Source organism: Mesorhizobium loti (genome assembly GCF_003148495.1).
Lineage (GTDB): Bacteria > Pseudomonadota > Alphaproteobacteria > Rhizobiales > Rhizobiaceae > Mesorhizobium > Mesorhizobium loti.
The window spans coordinates 592,349-607,128 of record NZ_QGGH01000004.1 but is presented as its reverse complement, the minus strand read 5'-3'; the positions used below and the strand labels follow the sequence as shown (position 1 = coordinate 607,128).

14 protein-coding genes and 1 riboswitch are annotated in these 14,780 nt (G+C 59.7%); of the genes, 10 read left to right on the top strand and 4 right to left on the bottom strand.

Features of this window, described 5'->3' with window-relative positions; genetic code table 11:
- Positions 1-747: 747 nt before the first annotated feature.
- On the bottom strand, positions 748-1,437 hold the full coding sequence (locus C8D77_RS19695; protein ID WP_109666679.1) for a transposase: 690 nt from the start codon (positions 1,435-1,437) through the stop codon (positions 748-750).
- A gap of 88 nt (positions 1,438-1,525) precedes the next feature.
- On the opposite strand from C8D77_RS19695, the gene C8D77_RS38060 reads away from it, so the two are divergent.
- Positions 1,526-1,792 carry a hypothetical protein gene (locus C8D77_RS38060; protein ID WP_172374859.1) on the top strand — a complete coding sequence of 89 codons (267 nt, stop codon included), beginning with the start codon at positions 1,526-1,528 and terminating at the stop codon, positions 1,790-1,792.
- Positions 1,793-2,057: 265 nt separating this feature from the next.
- On the opposite strand, the gene C8D77_RS19685 is transcribed toward C8D77_RS38060, so the two are convergent.
- Complete coding sequence (locus C8D77_RS19685; protein ID WP_109666676.1) at positions 2,058-3,143, bottom strand: cytochrome-c peroxidase; 1,086 nt, start codon at positions 3,141-3,143, stop codon at positions 2,058-2,060.
- Between the two features lie 787 nt (positions 3,144-3,930).
- Between C8D77_RS19685 and C8D77_RS19680 the strand changes: the two genes are divergently transcribed.
- Positions 3,931-4,191 carry an XRE family transcriptional regulator gene (locus tag C8D77_RS19680; RefSeq protein WP_027033144.1) on the top strand — a complete coding sequence of 87 codons (261 nt, stop codon included), beginning with the start codon at positions 3,931-3,933 and terminating at the stop codon, positions 4,189-4,191.
- A 1,014-nt stretch (positions 4,192-5,205) separates the two neighbouring features.
- On the opposite strand, the gene C8D77_RS19670 is transcribed toward C8D77_RS19680, so the two are convergent.
- Together C8D77_RS19670 and C8D77_RS19665 are read right to left on the bottom strand one after the other, a co-directional pair.
- The gene (locus tag C8D77_RS19670) at positions 5,206-6,621 is read right to left on the bottom strand and encodes a mannose-1-phosphate guanylyltransferase/mannose-6-phosphate isomerase (RefSeq protein WP_109666673.1); all 1,416 of its coding nucleotides are present in this window, start codon (positions 6,619-6,621) and stop codon (positions 5,206-5,208) included.
- Entirely contained in the window at positions 6,621-8,054 is a 1,434-nt protein-coding gene (locus C8D77_RS19665; protein WP_097576035.1) for a phosphomannomutase, read from the bottom strand. Before C8D77_RS19665 ends, C8D77_RS19670 begins: the two co-directional genes overlap by 1 nt.
- Before the next feature lie 484 nt (positions 8,055-8,538).
- Between C8D77_RS19665 and C8D77_RS39080 the strand changes: the two genes are divergently transcribed.
- The 8 genes from C8D77_RS39080 (at position 8,539) to thiS (ending at position 14,779) form a co-directional block, all read left to right on the top strand.
- Entirely contained in the window at positions 8,539-8,655 is a 117-nt protein-coding gene (locus tag C8D77_RS39080) for a Fic family protein (RefSeq protein ID WP_418001081.1), read from the top strand.
- Positions 8,656-8,748: 93 nt separating this feature from the next.
- Positions 8,749-8,970 (top strand): hypothetical protein, encoded by a 222-nt coding sequence (locus C8D77_RS38365; RefSeq protein WP_245440916.1) that lies wholly within the window; start codon positions 8,749-8,751, stop codon positions 8,968-8,970.
- Positions 8,971-9,493: 523 nt separating this feature from the next.
- Positions 9,494-10,192 carry a 7-cyano-7-deazaguanine synthase QueC gene (gene queC, locus C8D77_RS19655; protein WP_109666670.1) on the top strand — a complete coding sequence of 233 codons (699 nt, stop codon included), beginning with the start codon at positions 9,494-9,496 and terminating at the stop codon, positions 10,190-10,192.
- A complete protein-coding gene (gene queD, locus C8D77_RS19650) occupies positions 10,192-10,548 on the top strand; it encodes a 6-carboxytetrahydropterin synthase QueD (RefSeq protein ID WP_027055667.1) in 357 nt (118 codons plus the stop codon). Before queC ends, queD begins: the two co-directional genes overlap by 1 nt.
- A complete protein-coding gene (gene queE, locus C8D77_RS19645; protein WP_027055526.1) occupies positions 10,545-11,282 on the top strand; it encodes a 7-carboxy-7-deazaguanine synthase QueE in 738 nt (245 codons plus the stop codon). The genes queD and queE overlap by 4 nt, the downstream gene beginning before the upstream one ends.
- Positions 11,283-11,559: 277 nt before the next feature.
- Positions 11,560-11,676, top strand: a riboswitch (TPP riboswitch).
- Between the two features lie 103 nt (positions 11,677-11,779).
- Positions 11,780-13,615: a phosphomethylpyrimidine synthase ThiC gene (gene thiC, locus C8D77_RS19640; RefSeq protein WP_109666667.1), complete on the top strand. Its 1,836-nt coding sequence runs from the start codon at positions 11,780-11,782 to the stop codon at positions 13,613-13,615.
- Positions 13,612-14,613, top strand: coding sequence for a glycine oxidase ThiO (gene thiO / locus C8D77_RS19635; protein WP_109666665.1), 1,002 nt, complete (start codon positions 13,612-13,614; stop codon positions 14,611-14,613). Before thiC ends, thiO begins: the two co-directional genes overlap by 4 nt.
- Positions 14,582-14,779: a sulfur carrier protein ThiS gene (gene thiS / locus C8D77_RS19630; protein WP_109666662.1), complete on the top strand. Its 198-nt coding sequence runs from the start codon at positions 14,582-14,584 to the stop codon at positions 14,777-14,779. Before thiO ends, thiS begins: the two co-directional genes overlap by 32 nt.
- The last annotated feature ends 1 nt before the right edge of the window (position 14,780 follow it).

The following is a 14,780-nucleotide window of genomic DNA, read 5'->3' as shown; positions in this document are numbered from 1 at the left end:
TCTGCTCCCACGTAGGCCCTCCGTCTCTCGCGATCGGGGGGATTCTTCGCACATTCACCTCATGCGCCGCACGAGGGGAGCGGCGTGGCGCTTACCGCCGCCATCCTCGCCTTCGGCCGTATTCACCGCTACCTGATTCACCACGTGCTTGCCATGTAATCCGCCAGGAGTGGTTTTCCTGTCTCGGCCGCGATACTGGACCAGATCAACGAGCACAGGGGCGTGCTCGCCACCTGTCGAGCCGTGCTCGCAATAAGGAATTCGCCGCGCTGGATTGATCATTAGTCCGACGGCACGGCGGTCCCCTTAATCCGCCCATTGTTTCCGGAGCTTGGTTTGTCGCCGACACAGCCGCGAGCGTCCCTCGGGTTCGACCGGCCGCCGATGACCGCCGCGAGCCGAATGCGCTTAACAAGATGGCCAATCGCCCGCTCGATTTGACGCATTCACTAGGAGAGTCCCGGCAAGGGCCTGAGATATTGCTGGCTTTCGCGGCGCAGTGACCCATTGAGCCTGATCAGTTCATACTGGCGTAGAACGTACGGGCGCTTTGCGAGGTCCGATGCACGAAAACCTTGTAAAATAGGCAGGCCGAACTGCCCACCTCGCGGAAAATCCACAAGCCCGGTGCCATCCACCCGCACATCAGGGTGCTGGTGCGCGAAATTTCCGTCCATCCGACAGCCGGCGAGCCTTCGATCACAGTTCTACGATCCGTCTGGTCGAATGGCGGCATCTTCTGAAGCCTTATTGCAGCCCTAGCTTCCTCTTCAGTTCCGCGTTCTCTGTGCGCAGGCGTTCCGCGAGCAGGCTCTTCAATCGCTTGTTTTCTTTCTCGAGGGCGACCAGGTCCTTCAGATCGTCGCCATCGGATCTAGGCGCCGCGGCCCTCTTCCAGTGATAATAGGTCTGTTCCGATATACCGGCCTGCTTTACGGCGCTCTTGAGAGTGGTGCCGCCGCTGATCGACGTCTCGACCTGAGCGAGCTTCTGGGCGCGCTCTTCTCCGGAGTAGACCTTCCGGGCGCTCCGCACGGCCGCTGCTGTTGCTGTTGCTTCCTTCGCCGGGGACGCCGTATTGGCGCCATTCTTGCGACCGGGCTCAGTCTTTGCCTTCCGCGACGGTGGGGTTTTCTTCTTCGTTTCAGGCGTCCTTCCTTTGGGAGCGTGTTCGGTTGCAGTTTCTACTGATTCAGCGTCTAGGGGATTTGCCATGAGATACTCCGCTCGCGGTTTGTGCGCGTGTTCAGCATCAAGGGCTATGACATTAGAGTCAATCAGCCGACGATTTGGCAGATCCATGTCTTTGAGCTCCTCCCTTGTTGTGTCGGCTATAGCTGCGGAGAGATCGACATCGCTCCAGATGGAATGGCCCCGTTTTTGATAATTGCGCTTTTGTTTAACCTCCACAGTGAAGGGTCGGGTCTGCCGCCTCATAGTTTCTTCCTTGTTGGAACGAATTGCACAGGAGGTCGCGGCTGACGAAGACTGAACAACTGGCGCTTCCTCTGTTGCGCCGAGCTATATGGATGAGATAGCCCGAGAGCAAGCGGCACTTGCGGTGTGCATTGACAAATGCTCGAGCCACGTCGCTGGCTGGTCGCAGCTTTGTTTTCATATCGGTGCGTTTGCAGAGCTGCAACAGCTGCTCGCGCGTCGCAACGCCATCGAGCACGTTTTGAAGGAGGTGGATCTGAAGGCATCCGGTTTCTGCCGGGCGCACGCCAACGCCGCGCGGAATGTTGTCCGCGATGGCTCGATCAGGTGGTTGCGAGCTTGGCAGCGAATCTAAGGCGGGGGGTGCATGCAGCGACATATCACGACACAGTCGGCTAGTCGGAGCGTCTGATCGACGTGGCCGGCAAGGCGGTCATGCTGTCGTGACGCATGTGGGCGTCGACGGGTCAGGTTTTCATTTGGCGTTTCAATTGAATTCGGAAATGAAAGTCCCCCTAGCTTTCCAGTTGGATAGGCCTCGCCGGAAGTCATGATCGTCTCGTCCCAGTGAAGGTCGCAATCATTCGTGATTGCGACCTTCGCTAGCCAGCTCCGGCCAATCATTGCGGGAGGATATGCAATACAGGTCGAGGCGTTGTCGGCGTTTCGGCGGGTAAGACGGGATAGGCGACCTCCGGTACTTTTCCGGTCAGCGAATTAAGGAAGGCAACGAGCAGGTCGACTTCTTTTTCCGTCAATTCTTGGCCGAGCTGGGTGGTCCCCATAATGGCGACGGCCTGTTTCAGATCCCAAACCTTGCCCGAATGAAAGTATGGCGCGGTGAGTGCTACGTTGCGCAACGGCGCCACGCGGAAAACATAGGAATCGTCGGCTTCATGGGTCACGGCAAATCGGCCTTTGTCGTTTTCCGGCAGGACATCGGTGTTGGGCTTTTCAACGAGGCCGAATGGGGAATAGCCCTCCCCACCCACGTTGATACCGCCGTGGCAGGACGAGCAGCCTTTGTCCATGAAAAGCGTCAGGCCCTGTTTCTGTTCGGAAGTCATAGCGGCGTCATCGCCGTTGAGGAAGGCATCGAAGGGCGCCGGTGTGACCAGTGTCGCCTCAAAGGCTTCGATTGCCCTGGCGACGTTTTCGAAGGTGACGCGATCGGCTTCGCCCGGGAAAGCTGAATTGAACCACTCGACATATTGCGGCATCGACTTGAGCGTGGCGATGAGTTGACCTGGTGTGTTGGCCATTTCGACAGCGGCTTGGATCGGTGCCTTGGCCTGAGCCTTTAGGTCTTCAGCACGACCATCCCAGAACTGCGCGATGTTGAAGACAGCGTTCAGTACCGTCGGCGCGTTGCGCGGTCCCTTCTGCCAACCATGGCCGATCGAGCTTTCATGATTGTCGTCGCCCCCGGTGGCCAAGTTGTGGCACGAATTGCACGACAAGACGCCTGACGCCGAGACGCGTGGATCGAAGAACATTGCCTTGCCCAGGGCTATCTTCTCCGGTGTGATCGGGTTGTTGGCGACTGTCGGCGTGATGGATGGTAGAGCCTTGAAGGTGGCCCGTGCTGTTTCTCTGAGGTATACGGGGATCGTTTGCGCAGCAAAAGCGATGGCCGGCAACGCGACAGCCACCGTAGTGAATAGGATTTTCACAAGTGATCTCCCTGCGTTTTGCACGGAAGCCATTGTTGATATGCGGTTCGTGAACGCTTTGCGCTAAAGGCGGCAATCCTCTTTGCATAAAATCGATTCTGACGCGGACCTGACATATTGTCTTCCTTCGTTGCATTGCGCGATGTCACCCACGATGAACGCCAGTCGGTATCTCCTGTCGCCTCTCGAGAAGCATCAAAAGTCGTGCCAACTGAGCAGAAGGAACCTCCGGGGGATTTTCTGGTCATCATTCAATAGGTTGAAGGAATTCGCAGCAAAGCGCAGCCCTACTCCGGTGTCGCGGATCTGACAGCCAACAGTCGGGCTGAAACAGAGAGATGTTGGTCCCTCAGCGTCTTGTCCGATGGGCACCCGGCCTCCTGCATGGGCGGGAGGGGACCACACGGTATTAAAGCTCAAGATGAACGCCGCCGGCAAGCATCGCTAGACAGTCCCCGCAGATACTTTGACGCTGGTCCGCGAGCTGGTGCGCCTAGTGCCCGACCGCCAGATCGCGGCTCCTCAATCGCGCCGCAAGCCGACGGCGCGTTAAAGCGGCCGCGCAATCATCGATGTGAGCGTGATGACGGCGCTGCACTGTGTCGTCGAATTGTGGCCACTGGAGCAATCCTCGTAAAGCGAGCCAAGGTTCTTGATCTAAACGGCGGCGGCCGCCATATTAGCGTAGCGCCTCTCACACGTTCGAGAGTGATCGCATTTTTGGATGCCGCCGGCTCGGGCTGTTTCGGCATCCTATTTCAACATCGGCCGCCGCTTGTTTCGAGTTATCGAATGGCCGTTCTCTGCATTTGGAGGCAAAATGACCGCAACGCCTTTCGCGCTGCCCGAGGCAGTGCTTACCGCAATCTCAAACGGAAAACCCGTAATTCAGGCATGTCGGGAACATCTTGGCTATTCGACCGAGGACGTTGCCGTGACCAGCGGTCTGACAGTCGAGGAGGTCGGGCTGATCGAATCTGGCCATTGTTTCGACAAGGGCTATCGCGATCGGATCGCTCGGGCGCTTGGCTTGGCTGAGAGTATCTTCGATGAAATCTGGGGTATCCCGAACGCTGCCTGACGTCGGCCTCTGAAGATTACCCGCCGCCTGCTAGGTCGGATCAAAATCCCAAGGGTATATCAATACCCTTACGGCGGCGGGGCGGTGGCAGAATTCTTATTTCTACGGAATCGATTCGCTCTGCGGAAGATCGGCCTCATGCTGGGTGACACGGATGTAACCTTGGCCCGCACGAGAGGCCAGATCTGTGGATAGAGAGAACCGGCTAGCCGGTTGATGGTACGAGGGCATGTGGACAAAATATCCCTACCCGATGGTGGCGCCGAACTACGGCACAACGATCAGCGCTTGCGAAGTCGAGCGCTTAGACGAAAGATTTCGGCGAAACCACCCGAGGCCATCAGGAAGGTTCGTCACGATGAAAGCGATCCCTTGCCCGTTCTGCACAAGCTGCGAGGTTAGGCCATATGAGACGGACGAGGCGCGCGTTGTGATGAAATGCGAGGACTGCGGTGCATCGGGGCCGGTCTGCATCGACGAAGTCAACGCCGTCGAAAGCTGGAATTACCGTCCATCTGCCCAGCCCGAATAGGATTGTCCACGTGGCATGGCGATAGCGATGCGCCTACGCCTAATGGCCCCGGTCCGTCACCGGCGCGCAGGAGCGTATTATCTTCGTCAGCCAGTGCCGCGTTTCTCTTCCGAGCCCGCCAGTCAGGCCCGGCGCATGCTGGCCTACCCCGTCAGAGCGCCAGGCCGCTCATGTCGCGCCTGCCGTACATGGCAACGAACCTTATCGCGCACCTGATCGACTGATTTTGCCGATCACCTTCCGCAACTCGAGCGGCTGTAGCCGCATGCCGTTGCAGCGGATGCGCAAGTGTCGTCTGACAATCTCGCCGGAAAACTGCCATCTCAACAATTCGGCCAGCCTATTGTTCGACATCGCTCACTAGCTATACTCATAAAACCTGTTCTGGTTTGCCCGCCTTGCCTAGCCGCCGGTCGCCTGACAGCCCAGTGCCGACGCAGGTTCGGTCTGCCAGCCACCGTAGGGCATGTGACGTTGGACTGTCAGGTTCGACCGTATACGTCCTCAAGCCGCACGATGTCATCTTCGCCGAGATACTCGCCGCTCTGGACCTCGATCATCACCAGTCCGATATTGCCGGGGTTTTCGAGCCGGTGTTTGTGGCCGCAAGGGATATAGGTGGATTGATTGGTGGTCAGGAGTAGCTCCTGGTCGCCGTTGACTATTTTCGCAGTGCCGCTGACCACGACCCAGTGCTCGGAGCGGTGATGGTGCATCTGCAGGCTCAAGCGTCCGCCCGGCTTCACCTCGATGCGCTTGATCTTGAAGCGCTCGCTTTCCTCCAGAACCGTGTAGGTGCCCCAGGGCCGGTGCACGGTACTGTGAAGCAAGTGCGCTTCATGTCCCGCAGCCTTGAGGCCCTCGAAGAGTTTCTTGACGTCCTGGACGCGATCGCGGGATGCAACAAGCAATGCATCTGGGGAATCCACGATCACCAGGTCGCTGATGCCGACGGTGCCGATGACGCGTTTGTCCGAGCTTATGTAACTGCCCACGGTGTCGACCACATGGACATCGCCGCGAATCCTGTTGCCGCTCGCGTCAGCGGCGACCAGTTCGGCCATTGCGTTCCAAGATCCAATGTCGTTCCACCCCATTTCGCAGGGAACGACAGCGAGATTGTGGGTTTTTTCCATCACCGCATGGTCGAGTGAAATACGCGGCGCCATGGCGAAGTGCTCAGATGAGAGTTCGACGCTGGCAACATGTTCGCCGTGGCTGACGCGAGCGTTATCATAGCTATCGAGAACGGCATCGATCACCTCCGGGCAATGCGCAGCCATTTCGTCGAGCATGACCTGTGCCTTGAAGCAGAAGATGCCGGCGTTCCAGAAGAAACGTTTGGACGCGACATAAGATTTGGCAGTCTCGGCGTTCGGTTTCTCGACGAACCGGACAACTTTCTCACCGTCGGCCTCGATGTAGCCGAATGCGGTGTCTGGCCTATCCGGGGTTATGCCCAAGGTTGCGATACGCCCCTGCTGCGCCTGTTCGATTGCCCGGTTCATGGCGGTTTGAAATGCGGGCAGATCACCAATCATATGGTCGGCGGGAAAAATACACAGAACAGCATCGGGACCCTGTGTTGCCTTGGCATGGACGGTTGCCGCAGCGACGGCGGCGGCGGTATCCCGACCCTCAGGCTCAAGCAGAAAGGTGCGTGGCAAAACAACGGAATCCAGCTCGTCAAAAACGTCTTTCGTAAGGAAGAGGTGCCCCGTGGACGTCACGGTAACAAGCTCCACGACATGCTGCATCGAAGCGGCGCGCAACACGGTGTGCTGGATGAGCGAAAGTCCATCCGCCACCTTGAGGAAAGGTTTGGGGTGCGATTGCCTTGAGGCGGGCCAGAGCCGCGAACCAGCTCCACCGCTGATGATGACCGGAACCACTTTCATCAAAGGTCCTCTATCTCGTCTGTAAGCGCGAATGCCTGTGCCCCTTGCAGCGTCGAGGCGACGATCGCCATGGCCCTGCTCTCGGTCGAAGCTTCCGAGTAGCAGCGCAGTTCCGGGGCATTGCCGGAAGGCCGCAGATGTATGATCTCACCTGAAAGCATCCGCGCCCTGAGGCCATCGGTTTCGTCAACTTCGGCGACGGTCCCGAACGAGGCAAGAAAGTGCTGCAGTGCGTTCCGGCTTGCGAGATGATCCATCAATCTGCGTGAACTTTCCGCAGGGAAGTTCTGAAGCCGGTCACTGGCGCACACAGGAAGATTCCAAAGCCCGCGCAGTCGCGACAGCTTCTTTTTTGTCGACGCCATGGTACCGAGGACGGCCAGGATCGGGAGGAATGAGTCCCGCGTCGGCAGTGCAGTCAATGTCTTCCCATTCACCGCACAATCCGAGCCCAGCAGAAAACCACCATTGGCCTCAAAGCCGACGATGACGCCGCCGGCGCCGTGTGATGCTTCCATTGCTTCAATGACAAATGGAGACCCGACTTTCGTCCTCTGGACCGCGAAACCAAAGGCCTTCGAAATTCCCGAATTGGAGGTCACTGGCGTCACGATCGTGTCTGCCTTCAGGAAAAGAGCCGTTGCAAGCCCAACCAGGTCGCCGCGAAGAAGATCGCCATTTTCATCAGCGACGAGTGGCCGATCACCGTCCGCATCGGTCGACACGATGGCATCGAGACCGAATTCGCGGACCCACTTCTTCAATTTTGCGATTGTTGCTGCGTCCACGGCTTCGGTATCGACAGGTACGAAGGTCCCGGTTTTCCCGACGGCGACCACGCTGGCACCGAGCGATCGAAGAACCTGTACCAACAGTTCCGCCGCGACCGAACTGTGCTGATAGACACCAAGTCTCATGCCGGAAAGTGAGCCCGGCTCCAGCATGTCATGGGCGCGCTCTCGATAAGACGCGATCGCTTCTTCACGGTGCATAGGCCACGTCGTTCCCAGACAAGCCGTTGGTAAGCAATACGCAATTGATCTTTCGGCTACAAAGCGCGTAATCGCGGCCTCATCCGCCTTGCTGATTTCACCATTCGGGCCATAGAATTTGATGCCATTGCGATCGGCTGGAATGTGCGACCCGGTGACCATAAGAGCCGCCGCGCCGTGTTTGCATGCATATAGTGCCAGGGCAGGCGTAGGTATGGTGCCGCAATCGATCGGCTGGAAACCATTTGCGGCCAACCCCGCCATGCAATTGTCGGCTATCGCCTGACTGCTGTCACGTAGGTCGCGGCCTATGAAGACCGAACTATTCGGCTGAACCCGGCTGGAAATCAAACGCCAAGCGAAAGCTTCGGCATAAAGTCCGCTGGCCTTGCCGACCAATTCCGAAGCCAATCCTCGAACGCCGCTTGACCCGAATTTCATGATTTCGCTTTGTTAGTGGACAGGCAGGGTGGGGTCATGTTGCAATGGGCTAGTACGGTGTGGCGTAAGGACCCCTCGGAGTTCCGCCGAACAGCAGGGCATCCACTGGCACAGGGACATCCACAGTTCTCCTTCTATTGGAATCTTTTGGCGCGCTCATCTAATGATCAAGGCAGTGGAGTGATCGATCGGTGCCTGCCGGTATTTCGCTATGCAGCATCATGACAGATCCGTAAACTTGGTTGTTTGGATGGAATGCATCCATGGCATGGATAGGGCTAGAAGGCCGTCTCGATCAGCGCAATGGAACCGTGTGATTCTTAGGTATTTGGATTAAGGTCAGCCAGAGCGCTCGCCGACCATGGCATCGCCTAGGGCGCTAGACCCAAGAAGCAGGAACCGATGCTTGGATCAGCTGGGGCGACGATCAGCGCCGACAATGTCTTTCCTTGCGACGCTTTCGGTCTAGGAAAGTTGTTCTGGAATTGCGTTCGATCAAGGCCCAGCGCAAAACCTTGATGCAGTCGTCGCCGCCGCAATCTTCGCCTTCGGCTTTGTCTACATCCATCCGTTCGAGGACGGAAACGGCCGCATTACCTGATCCACCACGTCCTTGCCATGCACCGCTTCAATCGCCGGGAGTGGTGTTCCCGTATCGGCCGCGATCCTGGACCAGATCGACGAGTACAGGCGTATGCTGGAGAGCTATTCGAAGCGCCTTCTGCCATTGGTCGAATGGGAACTGACGCCGCAATTCAACGTCCGCGTGCTGAATGACACCGGGGATTTCTACCGATACTTCGATGCAACCCGCACGCCGAGTTTCTTTATGCCTGCGTTCGGCGGACGATCGAACGGTGCCTTCCTGACGAAACAGCTTTTCTGCAGCGCTACGATCAATTCCGGCAACAGGTGAATGCCTTTATCGACACGCCCGAGCGGCTGATCGATCTGCTCTTCCGTTTCCTTAACCAGAATGGTGGCCCCTATCGAGCCGCGCCCTCGGAAAGGAATTCCCCGCTCTGACCAATGACGAAGCGCGGGCGGCTCGAGGCGATCTATGCGCAAACCAGAAAACGGCAAAGCACGCGGCAGAAGCCTTTCACTGGGACTGCCGGTCGACCCTTGCGTTGTCGCCGAAACTCGGGACGTCATGTTCTGGGGCAAACTGGACAAGCCGAAGGTGTGTCAGGAATGCTGCTGCGCCACGGCAGTGATTTCTGCATCGTCTGTACGCCTATATACGCAGTGCCGGCCTCACCCCCCAGCGGTGGGAGATGCGCGACAAGTCGCGTGCAAAGTCATCTTGGGGACCCTGACAACAAGGTACGTGCGCTCAATCGCGTCCACCCCATTCACAAAACCGGCTCCGTGGAGTAGTGGGAACGCAGAGAAATCTCCGGTCGCAGCCTTACCCGGTCAAAACAAGGACTCAAACCATGAATGCCCTCGTCATCTGCTCCGGCGGATTGGACTCTGTTTCGCTCGCTCACAAGGTGGCGACCGAGCAGAAACTCATTGGCCTGCTTTCGTTCGATTACGGCCAGAGGCACAAAAAGGAACTCGGCTTTGCCGCCATCTGCGCCAAGCGGCTGGGTGTTCCGCACCAGATCGTCGATATCCGCGATGTTGGCCGGAACCTGAGCGGCTCGGCGCTGACTGATAATGTGGACGTGCCCGACGGGCACTATGCCGAAGACTCCATGAGGATCACGGTGGTGCCGAATAGGAACGCCATCATGCTGGCCATCGCCTTCGGGGTTGCCGCCGCGCAGAAGGCCGATGCGGTGGCCACTGCCGTCCACGGCGGAGATCATTTCATCTATCCCGATTGCCGGCCCGCTTTTATCGACGCCTTTCAGACGATGCAGAACCATGCGCTCGCAGGCTACGCCGATATCCGCCTGTACGCTCCGTATGTGAATATGTCGAAGGCCGACATCGTCACCGAGGGGGCAAAGTACGCCACACCGTTCGAGGCGACGTGGTCCTGCTACAAGGGCGGTGCACGTCATTGCGGTCGCTGCGGGACATGCGTCGAACGGCGCGAAGCATTCGATTTGGCTGGCATCACCGACCCGACAGATTATGAGGACGCAGACTTCTGGCTCCACGCTATCCAGACAAGGAGCGCGTGATGTTCCGCATTACCAAAGAGTTCCACTTCTCGGCCTCGCATCAGCTCACCTCCTTGCCACCAGATCATCAGTGCGCACGTCTGCACGGCCACAACTACATCGTCGTCGTGGAGCTTTCAGGTGGCGAACTGGACGAACACGGCTTTGTGCGCGACTACCAAGATCTGGCGGCGTTCAAGCACTACATCGATGGGACGTTCGACCATCGGCATCTTAACGACGTGCTGGGGCATGACCATGCCACAGCGGAATACCTGGCCAGGCACTTCTACGACTGGTGCAAGGTGCGGCTACCCGAAACCTCCGCCGTGCGGGTGAGCGAGACGCCGAAAACCTGGGCGGAATACCGGCCATGACTTGCGCCTTGCATCCCGGAATCCGGGTGAGCGAGATTTTTGGGCCGACCATTCAGGGCGAAGGCGTGCTGATCGGCTTGCCGACGGTGTTCGTAAGAACCGGCGGGTGCGATTATCGCTGTTCCTGGTGCGACAGCCTGCATGCGGTGGACCGTCGCTTCCGCCATGATTGGGAGATGATGTCTCCCGACGCGGTTTGGCATAAGGTCATTGCGCTTTCCGGCGGTCAGCCCGTGATGGTATCGCTGTCGGGCGGCAATCCGGCCATCCAGCCGCTTGGCCAGTTGATCGACCGCGGGCACGGTGAGGGCTACCGTTTTGCATTGGAAACCCAAGGCTCGGTGTCTAAGCAATGGTTCGCGGATCTCGACGTGCTGGTACTAAGCCCCAAGCCGCCCTCAAGCGAAATGACGACAGATTGGGCCGCGTTCGACGCCTGCTTAGAGGCGGCGCAGGATAAGCCGCAGATGGCGCTCAAGCTCGTTGTCTTCGACGATGATGACTATGCCTATGCCAAAGACGCCGCGGCGCGCTACCCGCAATTACCCGTCTATCTGCAGCCCGGCAATCACACGCCGCCGCGTCCCGGCGACGAAGACGCGTTCATCGACATGGCCGGTGTGATGAGGCGCATGGAATGGCTGGTTGAAAAGGTGACCCGTGACAGGTGGTTCGAGGCGCGTGTACTGCCGCAGCTTCATGTTCTGCTCTGGGGAAACAAACGGGGCGTCTAGCCGAAGGGGAAGGATTGCCGACGAGCAAGACAGACATCTATAGCAATCTCACCCAACTGGGTGGCAGCAGCGTTGTTCCGGAAAGCCCCGAAAATACCGTGCTGGAAAAGGCACCGAATCCGCATGAGGGCTCGCCTTATTGGGGGCGCTTCACCGCTCCTCTGGAGCGTGACTTGCTCTCGATACTACCATGCTTTTCCGCTGGGTTTGTTTGGTCGCCGATCACCGCTGCGGGACGAATGCGCTTGACAAAATAGCGACGGGCCGTTCAATTCGATGCATTCACCAGGGGAGTCCCGGCAAGGGGCTGAGATACTGCTGGCTTTCGCGGCGCAGTGACCCGTTGAACCTGATCCAGTTCATACTGGCGTAGGGACGGTGCAAGCGCTTTGCGGGAGTTTACGCCCGAGGTCCTGTTTCGGCAGGTCGGCAGAAGCGTCTTTTCATCCTTCCGGCACAGAACTGGGTCTCCAATGCATGAGCAAAGGAGCCTCACGATGAATGCCCTCACCCCCGCCGTCTCGACGGGACCACTGCCCGCCTCGCGCAAGATCCACAAGTCCGGCGTCCTCCATCCGCAGATCAGGGTGCCGATGCGCGAAATCTCCGTCCATCCAACGGCCGGCGAGCCGCCCGTCACCGTCTACGATCCGTCCGGCCCCTATACCGACCCGACTGTCGAAACCAGCATCGAAAATGGCCTTGCCCGGCTTCGTAACGAATGGATCACAGCGCGCGGCGATGTCGAGGCCTATGACGGCCGAGATGTCCGGCCGGAGGACAACGGATTTGCGACCGGCGAGCGCCTGACGCCGGAATTTCTCACTCGCAACCGGCCACTCAGGGCCAAGCAGGGCAAGGCGGTGACCCAGCTCGCCTATGCGCGCGCCGGCATCATCACGCCCGAGATGGAGTTCGTCGCCATCCGCGAAAACCTCGGCCGCGAGATGCTGCGTGGCAAGCTTGAGCGCGACGGCGAAGCCTTCGGCGCGGCGATCCCAGACTTCGTCACGCCGGAATTCGTGCGCGATGAGGTTGCGCGCGGGCGTGCGATCATTCCCGCCAACATCAATCATCCCGAAAGCGAGCCGATGATCATCGGCCGCAATTTCCTGGTGAAGATCAACGCCAATATAGGCAATTCCGCCGTCACCTCCTCGATGGCCGAAGAGGTCGAAAAGATGGTCTGGGCGATCCGCTGGGGCGCCGACACGGTGATGGACCTGTCGACCGGCCGCAACATCCACAACATCCGTGAATGGATCGTACGCAATGCGCCGGTGCCGATCGGCACGGTGCCGCTCTATCAGGCGCTCGAAAAGGTCAACGGCATTGCCGAGGACCTTACCTGGGAGGTCTACCGCGACACATTGATCGAGCAGGCCGAGCAGGGCGTCGACTATTTCACCATCCACGCCGGCGTGCGGCTGCACTACATCCCGCTGACCGTCGACCGGGTCACGGGCATCGTCTCGCGCGGCGGCTCGATCATGGCCAAATGGTGCCTGCATCATCACCGGGAAAGCTTCCTTTACGAGCATTTCGCGGAGATCTGCGACATCTGCCGCGCCTATGACGTGTCCTTTTCGCTCGGCGACGGCCTTCGTCCGGGCTCGATTGCCGACGCCAACGACGCGGCGCAATTCGCCGAGCTGGAAACGCTCGGCGAGCTGACGCAAATCGCCTGGGCGAAGGATTGCCAGGTGATGATCGAAGGGCCCGGTCACGTGCCGATGCACAAGATCAAGCAGAACATGGACAAGCAGCTCGCCGTCTGTGGCGAGGCGCCCTTCTACACGCTTGGGCCGCTGACGACCGACATCGCGCCGGGCTACGACCACATCACCTCAGGCATCGGCGCCGCCATGATCGGCTGGTTCGGCACCGCCATGCTCTGCTACGTCACGCCGAAGGAACATCTCGGCCTTCCCGATCGCAACGACGTCAAGACCGGCGTGATCACCTACAAGATTGCCGCCCACGCCGCCGACCTGGCGAAGGGCCATCCGGCGGCGAAAGTCCGGGATGATGCCCTTTCCCGCGCGCGCTTCGAGTTCCGCTGGGAAGACCAGTTCAACCTGTCGCTCGACCCCGAAACCGCGCGGTCCTTCCACGACCAGACCTTGCCCAAGGAGGCGCACAAGCTGGCGCATTTCTGCTCGATGTGCGGGCCGAAATTCTGTTCGATGCGCATTTCCCACGACATCCGCGCCGAGGCACAGAAGGAGGGCATGGCGGCGATGGCGGCGAAATACCGCGAGGGCGGCGATCTCTATGTGCCGGCGGGCGAGGCCGGCGCACCGCTCATGCCGGAGGCGCATGAGCCGTCATGAGGGTGTTGATCAGAGGGGCCGGCGTCGCCGGCCTCACCGCCGCCTTCGAGCTCGCCACCCGCGGCGCGGCGGTGACGGTCGCCGAGACAAGGCATAGCCTCGGCGGCAATGCGTCGTGGTTCGCCGGCGGCATGCTGGCGCCATGGTGCGAGCGCGAAAGCGCCGAGCAGCCGGTGCTCGATCTCGGACGCGACGCCGCCGACTGGTGGGATACGGCGACGCCAGGCCAGGTGACGCGGGCCGGAACACTGGTCGTGGCTGCGCCCCGTGATACTGGCGAACTCGAGCGGTTCGCCAGCCGCACGTCGGGTCATCGGCGTGTCGATGAAGATGAAATCGAGTTGCTCGAGCCCGACCTCGCCGGCCGCTTCCGCCGCGGCCTGTTTTTCCCGGACGAGGCCCATCTCGATCCGCGCCAGGCGATGGCGGCACTTCATGATAGGCTGGCGGGGATGGGCGTCGAATTCCGCTTCGGCGTCGATGCCCGGCACATTTCCCGTTTCGATCGCCGGATCGACTGTACGGGGATGGCGGCGGAAGACGACCGACTGCGCGGCGTTCGTGGCGAGATGCTGATCCTGCGCACGCCGGATGTGTCGCTGTCGCGCCCGGTCCGGCTGCTTCACCCGCGCTTTCCGCTTTACGTGGTGCCGCGCACCGGGCACCGTTTCATGGTTGGCGCGACGATGATCGAGAGCCGGTCCACGGGACCGGTGACGGCGCGTTCGATGATGGAGCTTTTGGGCGCGGCCTATGCCCTCCATCCAGCCTTTGGCGAGGCCGAGATCGTTGAAACCGGGGTCGGCATCCGTCCAGCCTTTCCAGACAACCTGCCGCGCGTCGAGGCACGCGGAAACGCGGTCGCGATCAACGGGCTCTATCGCCATGGTTTTCTTCTCGCGCCCGCCATGGCGCGCCAGGCGGCCGGCCTGGTTTTCAGTCAAGACAGAACCAAGGAGCCTGCTCATGAGACTGACCGTCAACGGCGAAGCGCATGAGGTTGCCGCCACCACCCTGGCCGAGCTGCTTGCCGCGCTCGACTATGAAGGCGATTGGCTGGCGACCGCCGTCAACAGCGACCTCGTGCACAAAGCCAACCGGGCGGAATTCCGGTTGAGCGACGGCGATCGGATCGAAATCCTCTCGCCCATGCAGGGAGGCTAGC

What these genes read in the sequence shown, in the direction of transcription:
- C8D77_RS19695 (WP_109666679.1), bottom strand. Translation starts at nt 1,437, where the DNA reads ATGAGGCGGCAGACCCGACCCTTCACTGTGGAGGTTAAACAAAAGCGC.
- C8D77_RS38060 (WP_172374859.1), top strand. Translation starts at nt 1,526, where the DNA reads ATGGATGAGATAGCCCGAGAGCAAGCGGCACTTGCGGTGTGCATTGAC.
- C8D77_RS19685 (WP_109666676.1), bottom strand. Translation starts at nt 3,143, where the DNA reads ATGGCTTCCGTGCAAAACGCAGGGAGATCACTTGTGAAAATCCTATTC.
- C8D77_RS19680 (WP_027033144.1), top strand. Translation starts at nt 3,931, where the DNA reads ATGACCGCAACGCCTTTCGCGCTGCCCGAGGCAGTGCTTACCGCAATC.
- C8D77_RS19670 (WP_109666673.1), bottom strand. Translation starts at nt 6,621, where the DNA reads ATGAAAGTGGTTCCGGTCATCATCAGCGGTGGAGCTGGTTCGCGGCTC.
- C8D77_RS19665 (WP_097576035.1), bottom strand. Translation starts at nt 8,054, where the DNA reads ATGAAATTCGGGTCAAGCGGCGTTCGAGGATTGGCTTCGGAATTGGTC.
- C8D77_RS38365 (WP_245440916.1), top strand. Translation starts at nt 8,749, where the DNA reads ATGCTGGAGAGCTATTCGAAGCGCCTTCTGCCATTGGTCGAATGGGAA.
- queC (WP_109666670.1), top strand. Translation starts at nt 9,494, where the DNA reads ATGAATGCCCTCGTCATCTGCTCCGGCGGATTGGACTCTGTTTCGCTC.
- queD (WP_027055667.1), top strand. Translation starts at nt 10,192, where the DNA reads ATGTTCCGCATTACCAAAGAGTTCCACTTCTCGGCCTCGCATCAGCTC.
- queE (WP_027055526.1), top strand. Translation starts at nt 10,545, where the DNA reads ATGACTTGCGCCTTGCATCCCGGAATCCGGGTGAGCGAGATTTTTGGG.
- thiC (WP_109666667.1), top strand. Translation starts at nt 11,780, where the DNA reads ATGAATGCCCTCACCCCCGCCGTCTCGACGGGACCACTGCCCGCCTCG.
- thiO (WP_109666665.1), top strand. Translation starts at nt 13,612, where the DNA reads ATGAGGGTGTTGATCAGAGGGGCCGGCGTCGCCGGCCTCACCGCCGCC.
- thiS (WP_109666662.1), top strand. Translation starts at nt 14,582, where the DNA reads ATGAGACTGACCGTCAACGGCGAAGCGCATGAGGTTGCCGCCACCACC.